Source organism: Rhizobium sp. RAF36, assembly GCF_052114105.1.
GTDB lineage: Bacteria > Pseudomonadota > Alphaproteobacteria > Rhizobiales > Rhizobiaceae > Rhizobium.
The window spans coordinates 239,981-254,262 of the sequence record NZ_JBFREC010000003.1 but is presented as its reverse complement, the minus strand read 5'-3'; the positions used below and the strand labels follow the sequence as shown (position 1 = coordinate 254,262).

At 56.1% G+C, this 14,282-nt stretch carries 15 protein-coding genes and 1 pseudogene; 8 read left to right on the top strand and 8 right to left on the bottom strand.

The genetic code is table 11. From position 1 onward, the window contains the following. Window positions 1-2: 2 nt before the first annotated feature. The 3 genes from AB4Z25_RS12535 to AB4Z25_RS12525 form a co-directional block, all read right to left on the bottom strand. On the bottom strand, window positions 3-407 hold the full coding sequence (locus AB4Z25_RS12535; RefSeq protein WP_442208117.1) for a DUF2147 domain-containing protein: 405 nt from the start codon (window positions 405-407) through the stop codon (window positions 3-5). Further along, complete coding sequence (locus AB4Z25_RS12530) at window positions 400-1,632, bottom strand: class I SAM-dependent methyltransferase (RefSeq protein ID WP_442208116.1); 1,233 nt, start codon at window positions 1,630-1,632, stop codon at window positions 400-402. The genes AB4Z25_RS12535 and AB4Z25_RS12530 overlap by 8 nt, the downstream gene beginning before the upstream one ends. An 87-nt stretch (window positions 1,633-1,719) precedes the next feature. Beyond that, window positions 1,720-3,108, bottom strand: coding sequence for an NAD(P)/FAD-dependent oxidoreductase (locus tag AB4Z25_RS12525; RefSeq protein WP_442208115.1), 1,389 nt, complete (start codon window positions 3,106-3,108; stop codon window positions 1,720-1,722). 162 nt (window positions 3,109-3,270) lie between these two features. Here AB4Z25_RS12525 and AB4Z25_RS12520 point away from each other — a divergent pair, with 162 nt between their 5' ends. The 4 genes from AB4Z25_RS12520 to AB4Z25_RS12505 are packed head-to-tail and all read left to right on the top strand — an operon-like array spanning window position 3,271 to window position 6,207. After that, the gene (locus AB4Z25_RS12520) at window positions 3,271-4,083 is read left to right on the top strand and encodes a DUF1295 domain-containing protein (protein ID WP_047636765.1); all 813 of its coding nucleotides are present in this window, start codon (window positions 3,271-3,273) and stop codon (window positions 4,081-4,083) included. Beyond that, the gene (locus AB4Z25_RS12515; protein ID WP_112445440.1) at window positions 4,080-5,108 is read left to right on the top strand and encodes an SAM-dependent methyltransferase; all 1,029 of its coding nucleotides are present in this window, start codon (window positions 4,080-4,082) and stop codon (window positions 5,106-5,108) included. The genes AB4Z25_RS12520 and AB4Z25_RS12515 overlap by 4 nt, the downstream gene beginning before the upstream one ends. After that, the gene (locus AB4Z25_RS12510) at window positions 5,105-5,680 is read left to right on the top strand and encodes a hypothetical protein (protein ID WP_442208114.1); all 576 of its coding nucleotides are present in this window, start codon (window positions 5,105-5,107) and stop codon (window positions 5,678-5,680) included. Before AB4Z25_RS12515 ends, AB4Z25_RS12510 begins: the two co-directional genes overlap by 4 nt. After that, on the top strand, window positions 5,677-6,207 hold the full coding sequence (locus tag AB4Z25_RS12505) for a lipocalin family protein (RefSeq protein WP_442208113.1): 531 nt from the start codon (window positions 5,677-5,679) through the stop codon (window positions 6,205-6,207). Before AB4Z25_RS12510 ends, AB4Z25_RS12505 begins: the two co-directional genes overlap by 4 nt. 253 nt (window positions 6,208-6,460) lie before the next feature. On the opposite strand, the gene AB4Z25_RS12500 is transcribed toward AB4Z25_RS12505, so the two are convergent. Then, window positions 6,461-6,868 (bottom strand): DUF3429 domain-containing protein, encoded by a 408-nt coding sequence (locus tag AB4Z25_RS12500; RefSeq protein WP_442208112.1) that lies wholly within the window; start codon window positions 6,866-6,868, stop codon window positions 6,461-6,463. A gap of 505 nt (window positions 6,869-7,373) precedes the next feature. Between AB4Z25_RS12500 and folE the strand changes: the two genes are divergently transcribed. Next, window positions 7,374-7,982 (top strand): GTP cyclohydrolase I FolE, encoded by a 609-nt coding sequence (gene folE / locus AB4Z25_RS12495; RefSeq protein WP_442208111.1) that lies wholly within the window; start codon window positions 7,374-7,376, stop codon window positions 7,980-7,982. Window positions 7,983-8,022: 40 nt separating this feature from the next. Continuing rightward, window positions 8,023-8,638: pseudogene (locus tag AB4Z25_RS12490) on the top strand (SDR family NAD(P)-dependent oxidoreductase). A 61-nt stretch (window positions 8,639-8,699) separates the two neighbouring features. Here the strand turns inward: AB4Z25_RS12490 and AB4Z25_RS12485 are convergent. The 3 genes from AB4Z25_RS12485 to AB4Z25_RS12475 form a co-directional block, all read right to left on the bottom strand. Then, the gene (locus AB4Z25_RS12485) at window positions 8,700-8,945 is read right to left on the bottom strand and encodes a hypothetical protein (protein WP_162698818.1); all 246 of its coding nucleotides are present in this window, start codon (window positions 8,943-8,945) and stop codon (window positions 8,700-8,702) included. Window positions 8,946-9,318: 373 nt separating this feature from the next. Further along, a complete protein-coding gene (locus tag AB4Z25_RS12480; RefSeq protein ID WP_112540187.1) occupies window positions 9,319-9,624 on the bottom strand; it encodes an antibiotic biosynthesis monooxygenase in 306 nt (101 codons plus the stop codon). 370 nt (window positions 9,625-9,994) lie between these two features. Then, window positions 9,995-10,900 carry an SDR family oxidoreductase gene (locus tag AB4Z25_RS12475; RefSeq protein ID WP_112540185.1) on the bottom strand — a complete coding sequence of 302 codons (906 nt, stop codon included), beginning with the start codon at window positions 10,898-10,900 and terminating at the stop codon, window positions 9,995-9,997. Window positions 10,901-10,977: 77 nt separating this feature from the next. Here AB4Z25_RS12475 and AB4Z25_RS12470 point away from each other — a divergent pair, with 77 nt between their 5' ends. Continuing rightward, entirely contained in the window at window positions 10,978-11,601 is a 624-nt protein-coding gene (locus AB4Z25_RS12470; RefSeq protein WP_112540269.1) for a TetR/AcrR family transcriptional regulator, read from the top strand. A gap of 95 nt (window positions 11,602-11,696) precedes the next feature. Continuing rightward, window positions 11,697-11,885: a hypothetical protein gene (locus tag AB4Z25_RS12465; protein ID WP_112516691.1), complete on the top strand. Its 189-nt coding sequence runs from the start codon at window positions 11,697-11,699 to the stop codon at window positions 11,883-11,885. 420 nt (window positions 11,886-12,305) lie between these two features. Here AB4Z25_RS12465 and htpG read toward each other — a convergent pair whose 3' ends face one another. Further along, on the bottom strand, window positions 12,306-14,198 hold the full coding sequence (htpG, locus tag AB4Z25_RS12460) for a molecular chaperone HtpG (protein ID WP_112540183.1): 1,893 nt from the start codon (window positions 14,196-14,198) through the stop codon (window positions 12,306-12,308). Window positions 14,199-14,282: the final 84 nt, after the last annotated feature.

The following is a 14,282-nucleotide window of genomic DNA, read 5'->3' as shown; positions in this document are numbered from 1 at the left end:
GCTCAGTTTATGCGTGTCCAGTCCACGCCCTTGCAGATCAGACCGGCGATGACACACCCTTTCGTGGTCATCCTGGCGCCGTCGACTTTGACGGTAAGCTTGTAGCTCAGATCGCGTTGCGGATCGAAAGCGGTGCCGGAATAGCTGCCCTCACTGTCCTCCTTGATCGACATGACCAGTTTGTCGCCTTCCTTCTCTTTCGGCGTACCGGGCTTAATCCATGTGTTGACCGCGCAAAGATCAGCGCCGCAAGGTGCAATACGCACACGCGCATTCCCGTCTCCGCGGGCCCAGTTGCCGTTTATATCGGCGGCTTCAGCAGGGAATACAGCTCCAACAAGAACAACCGGAATTGCCCAGGCAAACGATTTGGTTGTGTTCCTGTCAAAGAGCGCCTTCTTAGGCATGCTCGATCGTATAAAGTCCAACATTGATGCTTTCCTCCTCAAACCCTGCCTCGCAGTAACAAAGATAGTAGTGCCACATCCGCTTGAACGTCTCGTCGAAGCCGAGAGCGGCGATAGCCGGCCAATTCGCGTGGAACCGTGTGCGCCATTCCCGCAGGGTACGAGCGTAGGATTTGCCGAAATGTTCGACTTCCGTCAGCTTGAGCCCTGCGTCTGAGACAGCGTCCCGGAGAGCTGCGTCGGACGGCAGAAATCCGCCAGGAAAGATGTATCTTTGGATGAAATCGGTGCTGCCGCGATAGGCGTCGAACCGGCTCTCTTCGATCGAGATGACCTGTAGCAAGGTTCGTCCGCCTGATGTCATGCACCGCTTGATCATCGCGAAGTAATCCGGCCAATAGGCTTCACCGACCGCTTCGAACATCTCGATGGATACGATACGATCAAACTGACCGTGAAGATCACGATAGTCTTGCAGCCGCAATTCAACCTGACTTGTTTTACCCGCCAACTCTACGGCGCGGTTCGCCCACTTGAGTTGCGAGGGCGACAGCGTTAAGCCCATCACATGTGAATTTGAATGTGTGGCTATGTCGAGCGCCAGAGCGCCCCATCCGCAACCGACCTCGAGGACGCAATGCCCATCCGACATGTCCAGCTTGTCGCGAATGAGCTGGAGCCGATTTTGCTGCGCCGATTCAAGAGTCTGAGTTGCACTCTCGAAGACGGCCGATGAGTACAGCATCGCGCTATCAAGCCAGTGCTTGTAGAACTCGTTGCCCAGATCGTAATGGGCTTCAACGTTACGGCGGCTACCACGCCTGGTATTGGAATTCAGGATATGACGCAGGCGGCTGACAAGCCTTGCTATCCAAGTCCCGGACAGAGCAGGCGACAAAAGCGTCGCGTTTGCGGCCACCAAACGTATTAGCGCCGTCAGATCTGGCGTGGTCCAATCTCCGTGAATATAGCCTTCCGCCGCTCCGAGATCGCCCGACACAGCGAGCCTGCGAAGTGCACCCCATCGGCGGATCACAATTGTCGCGTCCGGTCCGTCCTCAGTTCCTCGCTCTGTGACGTGTTCCCCTTCCGGCAGGATGATCGTCAACCTGCCCCGCCGAAGGTCTTTGATCAGCCTACCAAATAAAACACCACCAATGCCAACCTTCGGCCGCTCGGCCGGAGCTGCGATCGGTGGGGTGGTAGTTTCGTCAAATTGCGCCATGGGATCCTGCCTCGAGAACTTGGGAATTTGCACGACAGGAAATTGACTGGTCTCGTCCAAGAGGCCATGACGTTCTTCTTGTAATCGTCATGCCATCACCTTCTGGTCGGCAGCCATCAAGTCAAACGGTCGTGCCGACGGGATGCGGACGATGCGGCCGCTTTCATCACTGACTTCCCATGGGCGCCGCACGCCGCCGAGATCTTCGGCGACGGCGAGACCCGCCTGAATGCCGTCCTCATGGAAACCAGAGCCGAAGTGTGCGCCGCAAAACCAAGTCTTTCGTGTGCCCTGAAGTGACCAGATTTCGCGCTGGGCCCGGTCTGTGGCGAGATCGAAAACCGGATGCTCGTAAGTCTCTGTTGCGATGATCGAATCGGCGCGCGGTGGACGGGTCGGATTGAGCGTGACGAAGGTGGGGGGCGCAACACCGAGAGGCTGCAGCTTGTTCATCCAGTAGGTGATCGATGGCTTCGCCTGATCCCGCCGGTCCGAAACTCCTCTGTCGGCGACGTAGTTCCAGCTTGACCAGGCTGCACGGCGCCTTGGCATGAAGCCGGTATCGCCATGCAGAACCGCCTCGTTCCGAGAATAGCGAAAGCTTCCAAGGATCCTGCGCTCCTCTTCGGTAGGGTCGGCTAACATCCGGAGCGCCTGGTCCGCATGCGTCGCAACGACAACGTCATCGAACATATAGATTTTTCCAGATGCGTCGCGCACTTCGACGTGATCGCTGAGGCGGCGGATATTTCTAACTGGCGTCGAGAGCTTTACACGGTCAGCGAAACCAGCAGTCATCCGCGCCACATACTCCCGACTGCCGCCCCGGACCGTGCGCCACGCTGGTCTATTCCAGAGAGCAAGAAGTCCGTGATTGCAACAGAATTTGACAAAGCTGGCTGCAGGATAGGCGCCAACCTCCATCGCAGGCGTCGACCAGATCGCCGCCGCCATCGGATAGAGGTGGTCCTCGCGAAATGCGCGTCCGTAACCGCTCCGATGAAGATAGTCGTTTAGAGAAATGCCGCCCATTAATGGGAGATCGCGCGGTGCGTTGCGATAAAAGCGCAGAAGATCGCGCATCATCGACCAGAAGCGGGGATTGGCGACGTTTGACCACTGGGCGAACAGGCCAAGTCCAGTGCCGCCGGAATACTCGAATTGCCCTTCGTTGAGGGATACTGCGAATGACATATCGGAGGCTGCTGTCGAGACGTCCAGTGTGTCGAACAGCGCCGTGAGATTGAGATAGGTCACTTCGTTGTAGACGATGAAGCCGGTATCCACCGCAACCTTGCCGCTGTCAGCCTCGAATTCTACGGTGTTGCTGTGACCGCCAATGCGATCTGCGGCCTCGAACAGGGTCACGTCATGATTTTTTGCCAAAAGCCAAGCGGCGGAAAGACCTGAGATTCCGCTGCCGATAATCCCAACCTTGATGCGGCGTGATCCGGCAGCGCGAGCTCCAAATGCCATAGGTATCCTCTCTCTATAAATTTAAGAATTGACGATCTTTACGGACTGAATTCGCAGCGGTTCTCTCAAGCGAAGATTTTTTCGCATTTTTTGATTGCGGTCCGCAAACCGAGTTGCCGCAACCGGCGTAGAGGCGCTCGGAAGCAAATCGTTCTCGGGAATATGATGGACATCAATCCTCTAGTGATCATCGCGATTGGGCTCTCTGTGGCGATGGCTGGCGCGTGGGTGATACAGCGCACGACCGGCCTCAGCGGCTGGATTGACACGATTTGGTCTCTGGCTGTGGGGGCCGGCGGCATCGCGGCGGCAATCTTCGCCGATGGTAATACCAGTCGTCGCATAATGGTGCTGATGTTCGTGGCACTCTGGTCGCTCAGGCTCGCCAGCCATATTGGCGCGCGCACCAGAGGTGCGAAAGAGGATCCCCGCTACGCGAAATTTATCGAGGAGTGGGGCGATAGCGCGCCATGGCGGCTCTTCGTGTTCTTGCAAGTGCAGGCGATTGCCGCTTTCGTTCTTGTCTTGGCCGTCTATCTGGCAGCAGCCAATGGCGAAAATCTCCTTCGCACTCTGGATTTCATTGCCATCGGGGTTGGCTTTATTGCCTTGGGGGGCGAGGCGGCTTCGGATGCCCAATTGGCTCGCTTTAGGAAGTCCCCCGGCGCCAGAACAGGCGTTTGCGAGCTGGGTCTATGGCGCTACTCCCGCCATCCAAATTATTTCTTCGAATGGCTGTTCTGGTGCTGCCTTCCCCTCTTTGCGCTATCTGGGTCGATATGGAGCTGGTTATCGCTGTTGGCTCCGGCCATGATGTATTGGCTGCTTGTTCACGTCTCCGGTATTCCGCCCCTTGAAGATTATATGCTGCGAACGCGCGGCGCTAGGTTTCGTGCCCAACAGCAGCGCGTCAACGCCTTCTTCCCCGGCCCGCGCCGCAAACCCTCGTCCATTCCCCGCGGAGACGCTCCATGAACATGCTGGCTTTTGCCATCAACACCGCTGAACGCACCCCCATACCAGACGGGATATCCCTCGCAGCGATAGATTTGCTTTGCAGCAGGATGAAACGACGGCTTTTGTCGACAACCAATGAGGCTGAACAGGCTTTCGTGGATGAGATGGATCGCTTTCCCGTCGCCACTCATACGGTAGAAGCCAACCGTCAGCATTACGAGGTACCGGCAGAGTTCTTCGCGCAAGTCCTCGGTCCGCAGCGGAAGTATTCCTGTTGTCTTTATCCCGACGCCACGACCTCACTTGCCGAAGCGGAGGCGCTCGCGCTCGCGGAGACCGTTAAACATGCTGAAATCGAAGATGGCATGGAAATCCTTGAGCTTGGTTGCGGCTGGGGTTCGCTTTCGCTCCACCTTGCACTGAAATTTCCGAAGGCTCGTATTCTCTCAGTATCCAATTCGGCGTCGCAGCGCTCGCATATTCTCAGCGTCGCAAACATGCATGGCATCAGCAATCTCGACGTCATCACTGCCGATATGAACGAGTTTGAGACCGACGAGCGGTTCGATCGCGTGGTTTCAGTGGAGATGTTCGAGCATATGTCGAACTGGAACGCCCTACTCCATCGTATTCGCGGCTGGACCAAGCCGGACGGCAAGCTCTTCCTCCACGTCTTCACTCACAAGAACAGATCCTACCGCTTCGACCGCGGCGATCCTGCAGACTGGATTGCACAGCATTTCTTCACAGGTGGAATCATGCCGGCTCACGATCTGCCACATAGGTTCGACAATCTTTTCCGGGTAGAAGCGGAATGGCGTTGGTCTGGACTGCACTATCGCCGCACTGCGCTCGACTGGCTTGCCAATTTCGATCGAGGCATTGAACAGATCCGGCCAATTCTTATCGAGGTATACGGAGCTGGCGCTGCCCTGTGGCAGCGCCGTTGGCGGCTGTTTTTTCTTTCCACCGCGGGGCTGTTCGGTCACGAAGGCGGCGACATCTGGGGTGTCGGCCACTATTTGATGGGACCCGTCAGATGAACGCTATCGATCGACTGCAAGACCCCTTGACGCAGGCGACGGTCACGATCGCTTGGGTGATCATCGCAAACAAGCCATTCTATCCGTTCTATGTCTGGTATCTGGTAGGCAATGGAATGCCTGCGTCACTTTGGACGCTGGCAGCCGCTCCGCTCATGCTGATGATCCCTGTTCTGGCGAAGCGCTCGCCGCTAGCTGCTAGAATCGCGCTACCCCTTATTGGAACACTCGATACATGGTTCGAGACGAAGCTGTTCGGCCAGAACTCCGGAACAGAATTGTTTTTTGCGGCCTGCATCATGTTGGCGGCAATTTCGTTCCATCCAGATGAGAAATGGTGGCAGCGAGGAATAGCTGCCTTCGTGTTCGTCGTCTTTGTCGCCTCGCGATCATTCATTGGTGCGCCGTTGCACGTTTGGAGCGAAAGCGATCTTTCCACGCTATTCAGTCTCAATGCGTTCGCTGTCGCGAGCCTGATGACCTTTATCGGGCTGCGATACGCGGGGATTTGGCGCCGATCAGAGACATCAGGAACTCAGGTGCAAATTAACGATCAAGGGAGGTCTCAATGAAAAATCATCTTCGTAGCGTACGGCCGCTGCTTCTCGCTCTCGCCGTTGTTGTGTCGGCAACGTGCCTCGCTCGGGCCGAACCCGATGTCGTGAAGGTCGAACCAGATCACTACCGCGGCACCTGGCTGGAAATCGCCAGAAGACCGATGTACCTGACCGACGGTTGTGTTGCCGGCTACTCGTCATATCGTCAGGGACCGTCGCCTAGCGAGATCCTGGTCGAGGATGGTTGCAGGGTGGATACACCGAAAGGACGCTTGAAGACCGTCAAGGGTATCGGTACCATCACCGATTATGAAACGACCAACGCCAAAATGCGCGTCCGTTATCCTTGGTTCATCACATTCAATTACTGGGTTTTGTACAAGTCACCGGATAAATCCTGGTTTATAAGCGCCGACCGCTCAATGACCAACCTGTGGATCTACGCGCGAGCAGTACCTTCGAAGAGCAAACTTCAACGCATGGTCCGGAAGGCGAGCGAGTTGGGTTACGACGTGCGTCAGCTAGAGTTCCCCGCGCAGTGATAATTTTTGACTATGAAGCCTGTGAGTTCGGGCAGGTTCAGAGAGCAAAGCTGGTGCTATGATCCTTCCATAGCTTGTATCTGTCGCAATGCAGTCCTGCTTTGGCTCATCTGATGAGCTTTATGACAGGTCCTTAAAGCTCGGGCCAAACCTTACCGGGTCTCGACGTGATGCGGCGTATCTTCGCATATTAGACAATGCGGAGCGGACCACCGCGAGCAATCCATTTTGGCTGATTCTCGCCTCGCTCCGCTTAAAGGACTGAATAAAGCGTCATCGTGCAGTAAGCGAAAAGAACGACTAGCGTCACACTGCCACGAAGCTTCAGGTACCAACGCAGGTCGTCGTCTTCGACGATAGTACTGGCGTCAACGACGAGGAGAAGACCAAACAAAATCATCTGAGCCAAAAGGACGATCGTTATGGATCCGATGAGAAGCGTTGCAAATGCGAACAGTGCCAGAACGTTGCTAAACAGGGTAACGAAGACGCCGGCGCGACCGTTGAGTGCGCTCCGCCAAAGCGTTCCCGCCATGAACGAGGCGATAATTGCTCCATACGCTAGGAACGCGCGCTGCGCTTCAAATTGTGGCGCGATAAACGAAACAACTATGAGCAGCCAAAACGGTAACGTTCCCAAATACGTCAAGACGATTGCCAAAACGCGGTGCCCTTTGCCCATCCTACTGACCCACCATGCTACTAAGCGCCTTCGCTAGCCCGCTAACGTGCGCCGCCCCTTTACAGCTAGCATCGGGTTGAATTTGCGCGAGCTTTGAAGCGTCGCGAACGCACCAGATCTCCGCTGCACTTTTCACGGCCGGATTGTTGCGCCACTCGGCCTGCCGGATCATTGCTGCTGCAGGACGGCCAGTGTTGCACACCGCGACCATATCGCTTCGAACGCCACCGTCGCCAACCGAGCGGCAGCCATGAATGCGAACTACAAGATCCCTGCTATCGATTGCACTCACTGTACCGCGCGAAAATAAGACGTTTCCAACTGTCACGATTGTTCGCGCCTTTTCATCGCTCCAAGAATACAAGCGCGTTTACGAGGTCATCGCGAAACAGATCAAAGAGTGGGGATCTGATCTGCCGGAAATTTGATCCGACCGATGATCGACGCCGTAACAGCGCGGTTATCATAGCGAAGGACGTTTCTGATGGACGCAATCGTAAACGACACCGGATTTTTTGCGGCCGCGGACCTGCCCACCCAGGAGGAAGCCGAGGCCGCCGTGCGCACCTTGATCCGCTGGGCTGGCGACGACCCAACGCGGGAGGGCCTTCTTGACACCCCGAAGCGCGTCGCCAAAGCGTATCGTGAGCTCTTTGCCGGCTACGACGCAGCGCCGGAAGAGATTTTGGCGAAGACGTTTTCGGATGTCGCCGGTTACAAAGACATGGTCGTCGTCAAGGATATCGCATTCCATTCGCATTGTGAGCATCACATGGTGCCGTTCCACGGTGTTGCCCATATCGCCTATTTCCCGGATGGCGCCGTTCTTGGACTTTCAAAAATGGCGCGACTCGTGGACCTTTATGCCCGTCGGCTGCAGACACAGGAAACAATGACGTCGCAGATTGCAAAAGCTTTCGATGAGAGCCTGCGACCGAAAGGCTTGGCCGTCATGATTGAAGCAGAACATATGTGCATGGCGATGCGCGGCATCCAAAAGCAGGGTGCAAAAACCATAACGACGACATTCCTTGGCCGTTTCGACAGCTGTGCGCAGGATCAGTCGCGCTTTATGATGCTGGTGCGCTGCTGATTGTTCGAGCTAACCATCCTATGTGAAGGGAGTTCGTTCAATGGCGGGTAAGCTGCTGACATCGTTGGCCCCCGGATACTCGGCCTTGGTGATCGGTGCCAGTGGCGGCGTCGGCAATGACGAGGAATCCGTCCATCTCGCAGCCGATCGATTTCAATCAACGTCGTTCGATTTGATTGTGTGCGCGACAGGTGCTCTCACGATAGATGGTGTTGGGCCGGAGAAATCGATCCACCAGATCTCAATGATGAACCAATTTGCCGTCAATGCCATCGGACCGGCATTACTATTGAAGTACTTTGCTCCGTTGCTTGCCAAGAAGAAGCGGGGTGATCTTAGCTTTCCTGTCGGCTCGCGTGGGGTCGATTGGCGACAATGAGCTCGGCGGGTGGATTTCTTATCGTTCTTCCAAGGCTGCGCTGAACCAGAAGGTCCACACGGCCGCGATCGACGTGTCCAGGGCAAATCCTGCATCGGTGCTGGTCGCAATGCATCCGGGCAGTGTTGCGACCTCCCTGTCGGATCCATTTTCCTCAGGCTACGAAAGGTCGAAGCCAGACGAGGCCGCGCGATCGGCCCTTCAGGCGCTTGACGCGCTCCGGCCTGCGAATACCGGCGGCTTCTTTGCCTATGACGGAAGCTCAATCGTTTGGTAGCACGCGTTGAAAATGCTTCGCTGACGACTAGGATCTGAACAGAGCCCAGCGGGCAGGCTCACTATCCGCAGATTCTGAAAAATCCTCTGATCGTTATTCCTTTACCACCGCAAAAATCTACCGGACGTTTCATATCTGGATCGGCCGCGGCAGACTCGAAGATGTCCTGTGAAAGCGTGTAGATGGCGGGGATTACTTTCCCAGCATCTTCACCAATACTGTCGATCCAATCGATCCATTTCGGTTCTTTTGAACCTTCTATTTTAAATCGCCCCTCGATCAAAGTGTCGCCATCAAGAACAGCCACATGGAACATCTTACCGGAGATCGTGGTGACTGCGGCCGTCGGAGCATTTGTAGCTGCGGTAGAATGGGTCGAGGAACCCTTGAAGCTCCTCGTAATCTCATGTTGAGCGGGATCCCGGCCGCTTGTCGACGCTCGATCTCCTTCTCTCGGGGCGACTTGAAATTGAAGAAAGACAGCCCTGCGCGGCCACCAGTTCCAGGGTCGCAGTGATGTCAAATTCAAACCAACAAACCGGACAGGCGGAAGAGGCCTAGAAGGCTTGGACTAGGCTGAAGTCAGTTGCGGGCGCCAAGTCATCCTGACGCCATTCTCACGTCTTCAGCTAAAACACAGGGCAATTTGGTCCATTCGGATCACAGAGATCCCGTGATGCCTACATCCGCTTATCCGCAAGGATGGACAGCTTGTGGATCTGTGGCGGCCTGGCGAACAGCTCGCCTTCTGCGGCCTTTGCCATCAAAGCCGCGGCGACCTGGCCGTTTAAGTGGGCTTCCCTTCCACCCTCATCGTCGAACGTATCGAAAATTGCAAACGAACTGGGGCCCTCCTGGATTGCATACCAGGACATCGTGCCGGGCTCGGCATCGACCAGCGGTAGGGCTGATCGGAGAAATTCGGCGACCGCCTCTTCCCTGCCGGGCTTCGCCTCGAGCGGAACGTAAAGCGCGAGTTTGGTCATGACTACCTCCAGGGGCACCTAATGTGCCGAAATTCAAAGAACTCGCTAAGCACGTCAAATGTTAGGCGATGAGGATTGCCACGTCAGCCCACGAGCGGTGCTAGCAGTGCGTGGCGAACTCCTGGTTGAATGTTTCGGTATCAGTCGCCTTGAAAGGAATCGACCGTCGACCCCATAAGCTGGCGTCCTCGATGAGAGCAGCCAAGTAACTGAGCCAAGAGTTTCCCTGGTGCACCCGATCACCGAACTCCCGCTGAGCGCCCTCGCACTGCATTGTCATGTCCCTACAAGCAAAGCAACGCGCAAACAGACATGTGTGCGGGCGTTTAAGAGCCGGAGGCACTTTTCGTCAGCTCCGGATAAGGATATTTTAAAGGCCAGTCATACGTTGGGAGATCTCCCAAAGCTGCTGACTGGCGGCTTTATCGAGAGCCTGTTGCGGGATGCTTGCCGGTTGCGGATGTCCGCGTGTTTCGCCAAGGCGATCGGGCCCATAGTAGCCGCCTGATTTGGCCTCCTTCGAGGTGGCGGCGAATAGCTGCGGTAAAGCGCCTTGCGCGACGGGCTGGAAGAGAAACCAGAGATAGGTTCGCGCCAGACCCTGCAAGCTATTTCGTCCGGGTGCATTGTGCAGCAGATCGGTCCGAGAGATCCCGGGATGTGCCGCTATGCTTGAGACGCGCCACCCTGCAGCTCGGCTTCGAGCCTGGAGCTCGAGCGCAAACATCAAACATGCAAGTTTCGACTGGCTGTAGGCCTCCATCGGACGATAGTGCCTCTCAGAATTGATGTCGTCAAAATTGATCTTTCCTGCACGAGCTGCCACGCTGGACACGGTGACGACACGGGCGTCCGTCCCCCTTGATAGCAGTGGCATCAGCTGAGCCGTCAATGCGAAATGGCCGAGGTAGTTCGTTCCGAATTGCAACTCGAAGCCGTCACGCGTTTCCTGCCGCTTCGGCGGCACCATGATGCCGGCATTGTTCACCAGCAAATCCACGCTCTCCCTCTCGTTTTCCATCCGCTGGGCGAACGACACGATTGAGGAGAGATCTGCAAGATCGAGTGTATCAAACCGCACAATGGCTTTGGGAGCGGCGTGTTTAACGCGCGATACAGCGTCGGCCCCTTTTTCAGGATTGCGGCCGGCTATGGTCACATCGCACCCTGCGCGGGCGAGCGATAGAGCGGTTTCAAGCCCTAGTCCACCCGTTCCTGTCACCACGGCGGATCGCCCGCGCTGATCTGGTATGTCGGTCTCGTGCCACTTGGTCATTTCACGCCTCTTCCATCATTCTCGCACTTGGTGTAAAATTTAATATCGCACTGAGTGTAATTATACAAGAGGCTGTGGTGAAGAAAACCGAGCGTGACGTTCAAGCAGGCGATGGCCTACGGGAACGAAAGAAGCGCGAGACAAAAAAGCGCATAACCGAGAAAGGCATCGCTCTTTTCGTTCAGAAAGGAATCGACCACACAACGCTTGACGAAATTGCCGCGGCCGCAGGGATTTCGCGCAGAACCTTCTTCTACTACTTCACGTCGAAGGACGAGATTCTGCTGTCTCTCCAAAGTGGGATCGGCGAGATGTTGGCGGATGCGGTGCGAAAGGCTCCCGCGACCTCGACGCCGATTGACGCGGTACGAGATGCTGTGGTGAGCGTGTGCAATGCGATCCCGACGGACGACATGATCGAGATGGATAGGTTGATGAGGACCAGTCCAAGCGTTCAAGCGCGCAAGCAGATATCATACGTGCAGCAAGAACTTGAGATATACGACGCGCTCAGAGAGCGGTGGCCCGAGCCTGAGCGATCAACGGCGTTGCGTGTCGTCGCTATGGTTTCCGTCGGAGCGATGCGCATTGCTGGAGATATCTTCAACCAGGAGAAAGGCGCGCGGCCAATGGCCGAACTCCTTCAGGAAGCATTCGGCAGCGTCGTCCGGGAGGTCCAGTCTGGGTCCACGTATGAGTGATCTCGACGAGATCCGGAGGCCGGTTAATATGAGACAAGAGCCTAACAATATAAGGTCTGGATATGTCCCACCAATGCAGTCAATGCAGGTCCGATATGGAAGAGGGTTTTTTGCTCGAGAAAGGGGATAGCGCCCTCTTGTCATCAGAGACCTGGGTTGAAGGAAAACCTGTAAAAAGTTTATTTTCCGGTTTAAGCCTCAAAGGCAAAGCGGTTTACGAGGTGGTGACGTTCCGTTGCATTGCTTGTGGTTACCTCGACTCATATGCTTTGAAGAAGCTTTAAGATTAGGCGAGCGGGCAATCGGTAGAAGCGGACTGATCATTGGCATCTTCGCGCCGTGAAGGACTAAAATCGCCAGCCTGGTTATTAGAAGATGTTGGCCCATCCGTCGCCTAAACGGCTGCTCAAATCGCATCGATTTCATGTGGTGTCGGGAACCAGACATCATCGGCATGACGGCTGATGGCCTGCTGCGGCTTCAGGAGCGACGCGAGGTTCGTTTCATACAAGATGCGAGCGGCAATGCTAGATCGGGACATCGCCATCTGTTGTGGCGTTCGAAAGGCGCCGGACACGGTGCGGCAGGGATCAAGCTTCGCTGTGAAGGCTGCTATGCAGCGAAGCTTGATCCGACCGATTTTCCAGCAAGACTGCAAATTGTAGGTTTTTGACCTGCCAGCAAGAGGTCGTTTGGGTGTGGCGCTATCTCGCCCGTCCGATCGCCAATGCAAACAGTCTGGCCTGCCTTTCGGCGAAAGCGCGCGGATTGGTAGGCTTGTCCCCGTCGAGAATGCGGGCTTCGTCGAGCAGGAGCCAGGCGGCATCTTCGCGAAACGCCTGATCGTCCATCGCAGCGATGCTTTTCACGAGTTCGTTCTGCGCATTGATTTCCAGGATCGGCTTCGAAGCGGTCTGTAGCCGCCCTGCCCCCTGTAAAAGTTTCTCGAGCTGTCGATCTGGCCCATGTTCGGAGGCGACCAGGCAGACGGCACTTTCGGTCAGCCGACCGGAGACCCGCACGTCGGTAACCTCCTCCTTCAGGCTAGCTCGCGCAAAATCGATGAATGCTGCGACGTCGGGAGAGGCTTCCAGGGCCTGCTTATCTGTGCTTCCCTCGCCGGTAATGTCGTCCAGATCGGCAAGACCCTGGGTGACCGACTTGAAGGACTTTCCCTCGAAATCTGGGACATTCGTCGGCCAGAAATTATCTACGCCATCTGTAAGAAGAAGGACTTCGATACCTCTGGCTCGAAAACCTTCGAGTTGCGGCGACGATTTTAGTTGGTCCAGACTGGAGCCGCTGATGTAATAGATCGCCGACTGCCCCTCTTTCATCGACGCCAGGTAGTCGGCCAGATTACGGGTCGTCTCACCGGCCACGGTACTGCGGAAGCGGGCCAGCTTCAGCAACTGCGAGCGCCGCTCGAAGTCTTCGTAGATCCCTTCCTTGAGGATCGCCCCGAACAGGTCCCAGAATTTGGAAAACGTCTCGGCTTCGCCTTCGGCCATTTTCTCCAGCGCGGTAAGGATCCGGCTGGTCACGCCTTTCTTTATGGCGCTAAGCACCGGGCTTTCCTGAATCATCTCGCGGGAAATGTTAAGCGGCAGATCCGAGGTGTCAACGATGCCGCGGACGAACCGCAGGTAACGCGGCAGCAACTCGGCTTCGTCGGTAATGAAGACGCGCTTCACGTAAAGCTTCATCCGACCCTGGCGGTCTGGATCGAACAGGTCGAAGGGCTGAGAACCGGGGATGAAGGCGAGCGTTGTGTATTCGTGGCGACCCTCGGCGCGGAAATGCACATTGGCCAGTGGCTCGTCATACTGACCGGAGACAACGCGATAAAAATCGTCATAGTCCTGTTTGGATATCTCGTTTTTCGGCTTTGTCCAAAGTGCTGCGCCATCGGAAACCTGCGACGGCTCAGCACCCTCTTTTTCAAGAAGGCGAATGGGGACAGGCACGTGGCCGGACTGGTCGCGAATGATCTTTTCGACCGTCCATTTGCCCGTATACTTCTTTGCGTCCTGCATGAGATGCAGCACGATACGCGTGCCCCTCGCCGGCGCCGCTTCGAGATCGACTGCGACGATGTCGTAACTTCCCTTGCCGTCGGACGACCATTTCCAGGCTTCGTCCTGACCAGCACGGCGAGAAATCACGTCGACCCGTTCGGCGACCATGAACGAGGAATAGAAGCCGACGCCGAACTGGCCGATCAATTCAGCCTTTTCACCAGCCTTGGCAGCCTCAAGCCGCTCCATGAACGCCTTCGTGCCAGAGCGCGCGATCGTGCCGAGCGCGTCGATCATTTCATCGCGGCTCATGCCGATGCCATTGTCCTCGATGACGAGGGTCAACGCCTCTTCATTGAGGCTCACGAGAATTCCCGGCGGGGTCGAATCCGCCGAGAGCTGCGGCCGGGAAATCGACTCGTAACGCAGCTTTTCGCAGGCATCCGCAGCATTCGAAATCAATTCGCGGAGGAACACATCCTTGTCCGAATAAACCGAATGCACCATCATGTGCAGCAGCCGGCTGACATCGGCTTCGAATGCGTGGTGCTCAGGTTGCCGATCTTCTACTGTCGTCATCGATAATCCCCATTGCTCAGAAATGCCGGTCAGATGGCTCTTACACCACCGGATTTCAAGCGCCAATGACAACCCACGCTCAAG

What these genes read in the sequence shown, in the direction of transcription:
- AB4Z25_RS12510 (WP_442208114.1), top strand. Translation starts at nt 5,105, where the DNA reads ATGAACGCTATCGATCGACTGCAAGACCCCTTGACGCAGGCGACGGTC.
- folE (WP_442208111.1), top strand. Translation starts at nt 7,374, where the DNA reads ATGGACGCAATCGTAAACGACACCGGATTTTTTGCGGCCGCGGACCTG.
- AB4Z25_RS12520 (WP_047636765.1), top strand. Translation starts at nt 3,271, where the DNA reads ATGATGGACATCAATCCTCTAGTGATCATCGCGATTGGGCTCTCTGTG.
- AB4Z25_RS12475 (WP_112540185.1), bottom strand. Translation starts at nt 10,900, where the DNA reads ATGACCAAGTGGCACGAGACCGACATACCAGATCAGCGCGGGCGATCC.
- AB4Z25_RS12505 (WP_442208113.1), top strand. Translation starts at nt 5,677, where the DNA reads ATGAAAAATCATCTTCGTAGCGTACGGCCGCTGCTTCTCGCTCTCGCC.
- htpG (WP_112540183.1), bottom strand. Translation starts at nt 14,198, where the DNA reads ATGACGACAGTAGAAGATCGGCAACCTGAGCACCACGCATTCGAAGCC.
- AB4Z25_RS12525 (WP_442208115.1), bottom strand. Translation starts at nt 3,108, where the DNA reads ATGGCATTTGGAGCTCGCGCTGCCGGATCACGCCGCATCAAGGTTGGG.
- AB4Z25_RS12530 (WP_442208116.1), bottom strand. Translation starts at nt 1,632, where the DNA reads ATGGCGCAATTTGACGAAACTACCACCCCACCGATCGCAGCTCCGGCC.
- AB4Z25_RS12480 (WP_112540187.1), bottom strand. Translation starts at nt 9,624, where the DNA reads ATGACCAAACTCGCGCTTTACGTTCCGCTCGAGGCGAAGCCCGGCAGG.
- AB4Z25_RS12515 (WP_112445440.1), top strand. Translation starts at nt 4,080, where the DNA reads ATGAACATGCTGGCTTTTGCCATCAACACCGCTGAACGCACCCCCATA.
- AB4Z25_RS12535 (WP_442208117.1), bottom strand. Translation starts at nt 407, where the DNA reads ATGCCTAAGAAGGCGCTCTTTGACAGGAACACAACCAAATCGTTTGCC.
- AB4Z25_RS12465 (WP_112516691.1), top strand. Translation starts at nt 11,697, where the DNA reads ATGGAAGAGGGTTTTTTGCTCGAGAAAGGGGATAGCGCCCTCTTGTCA.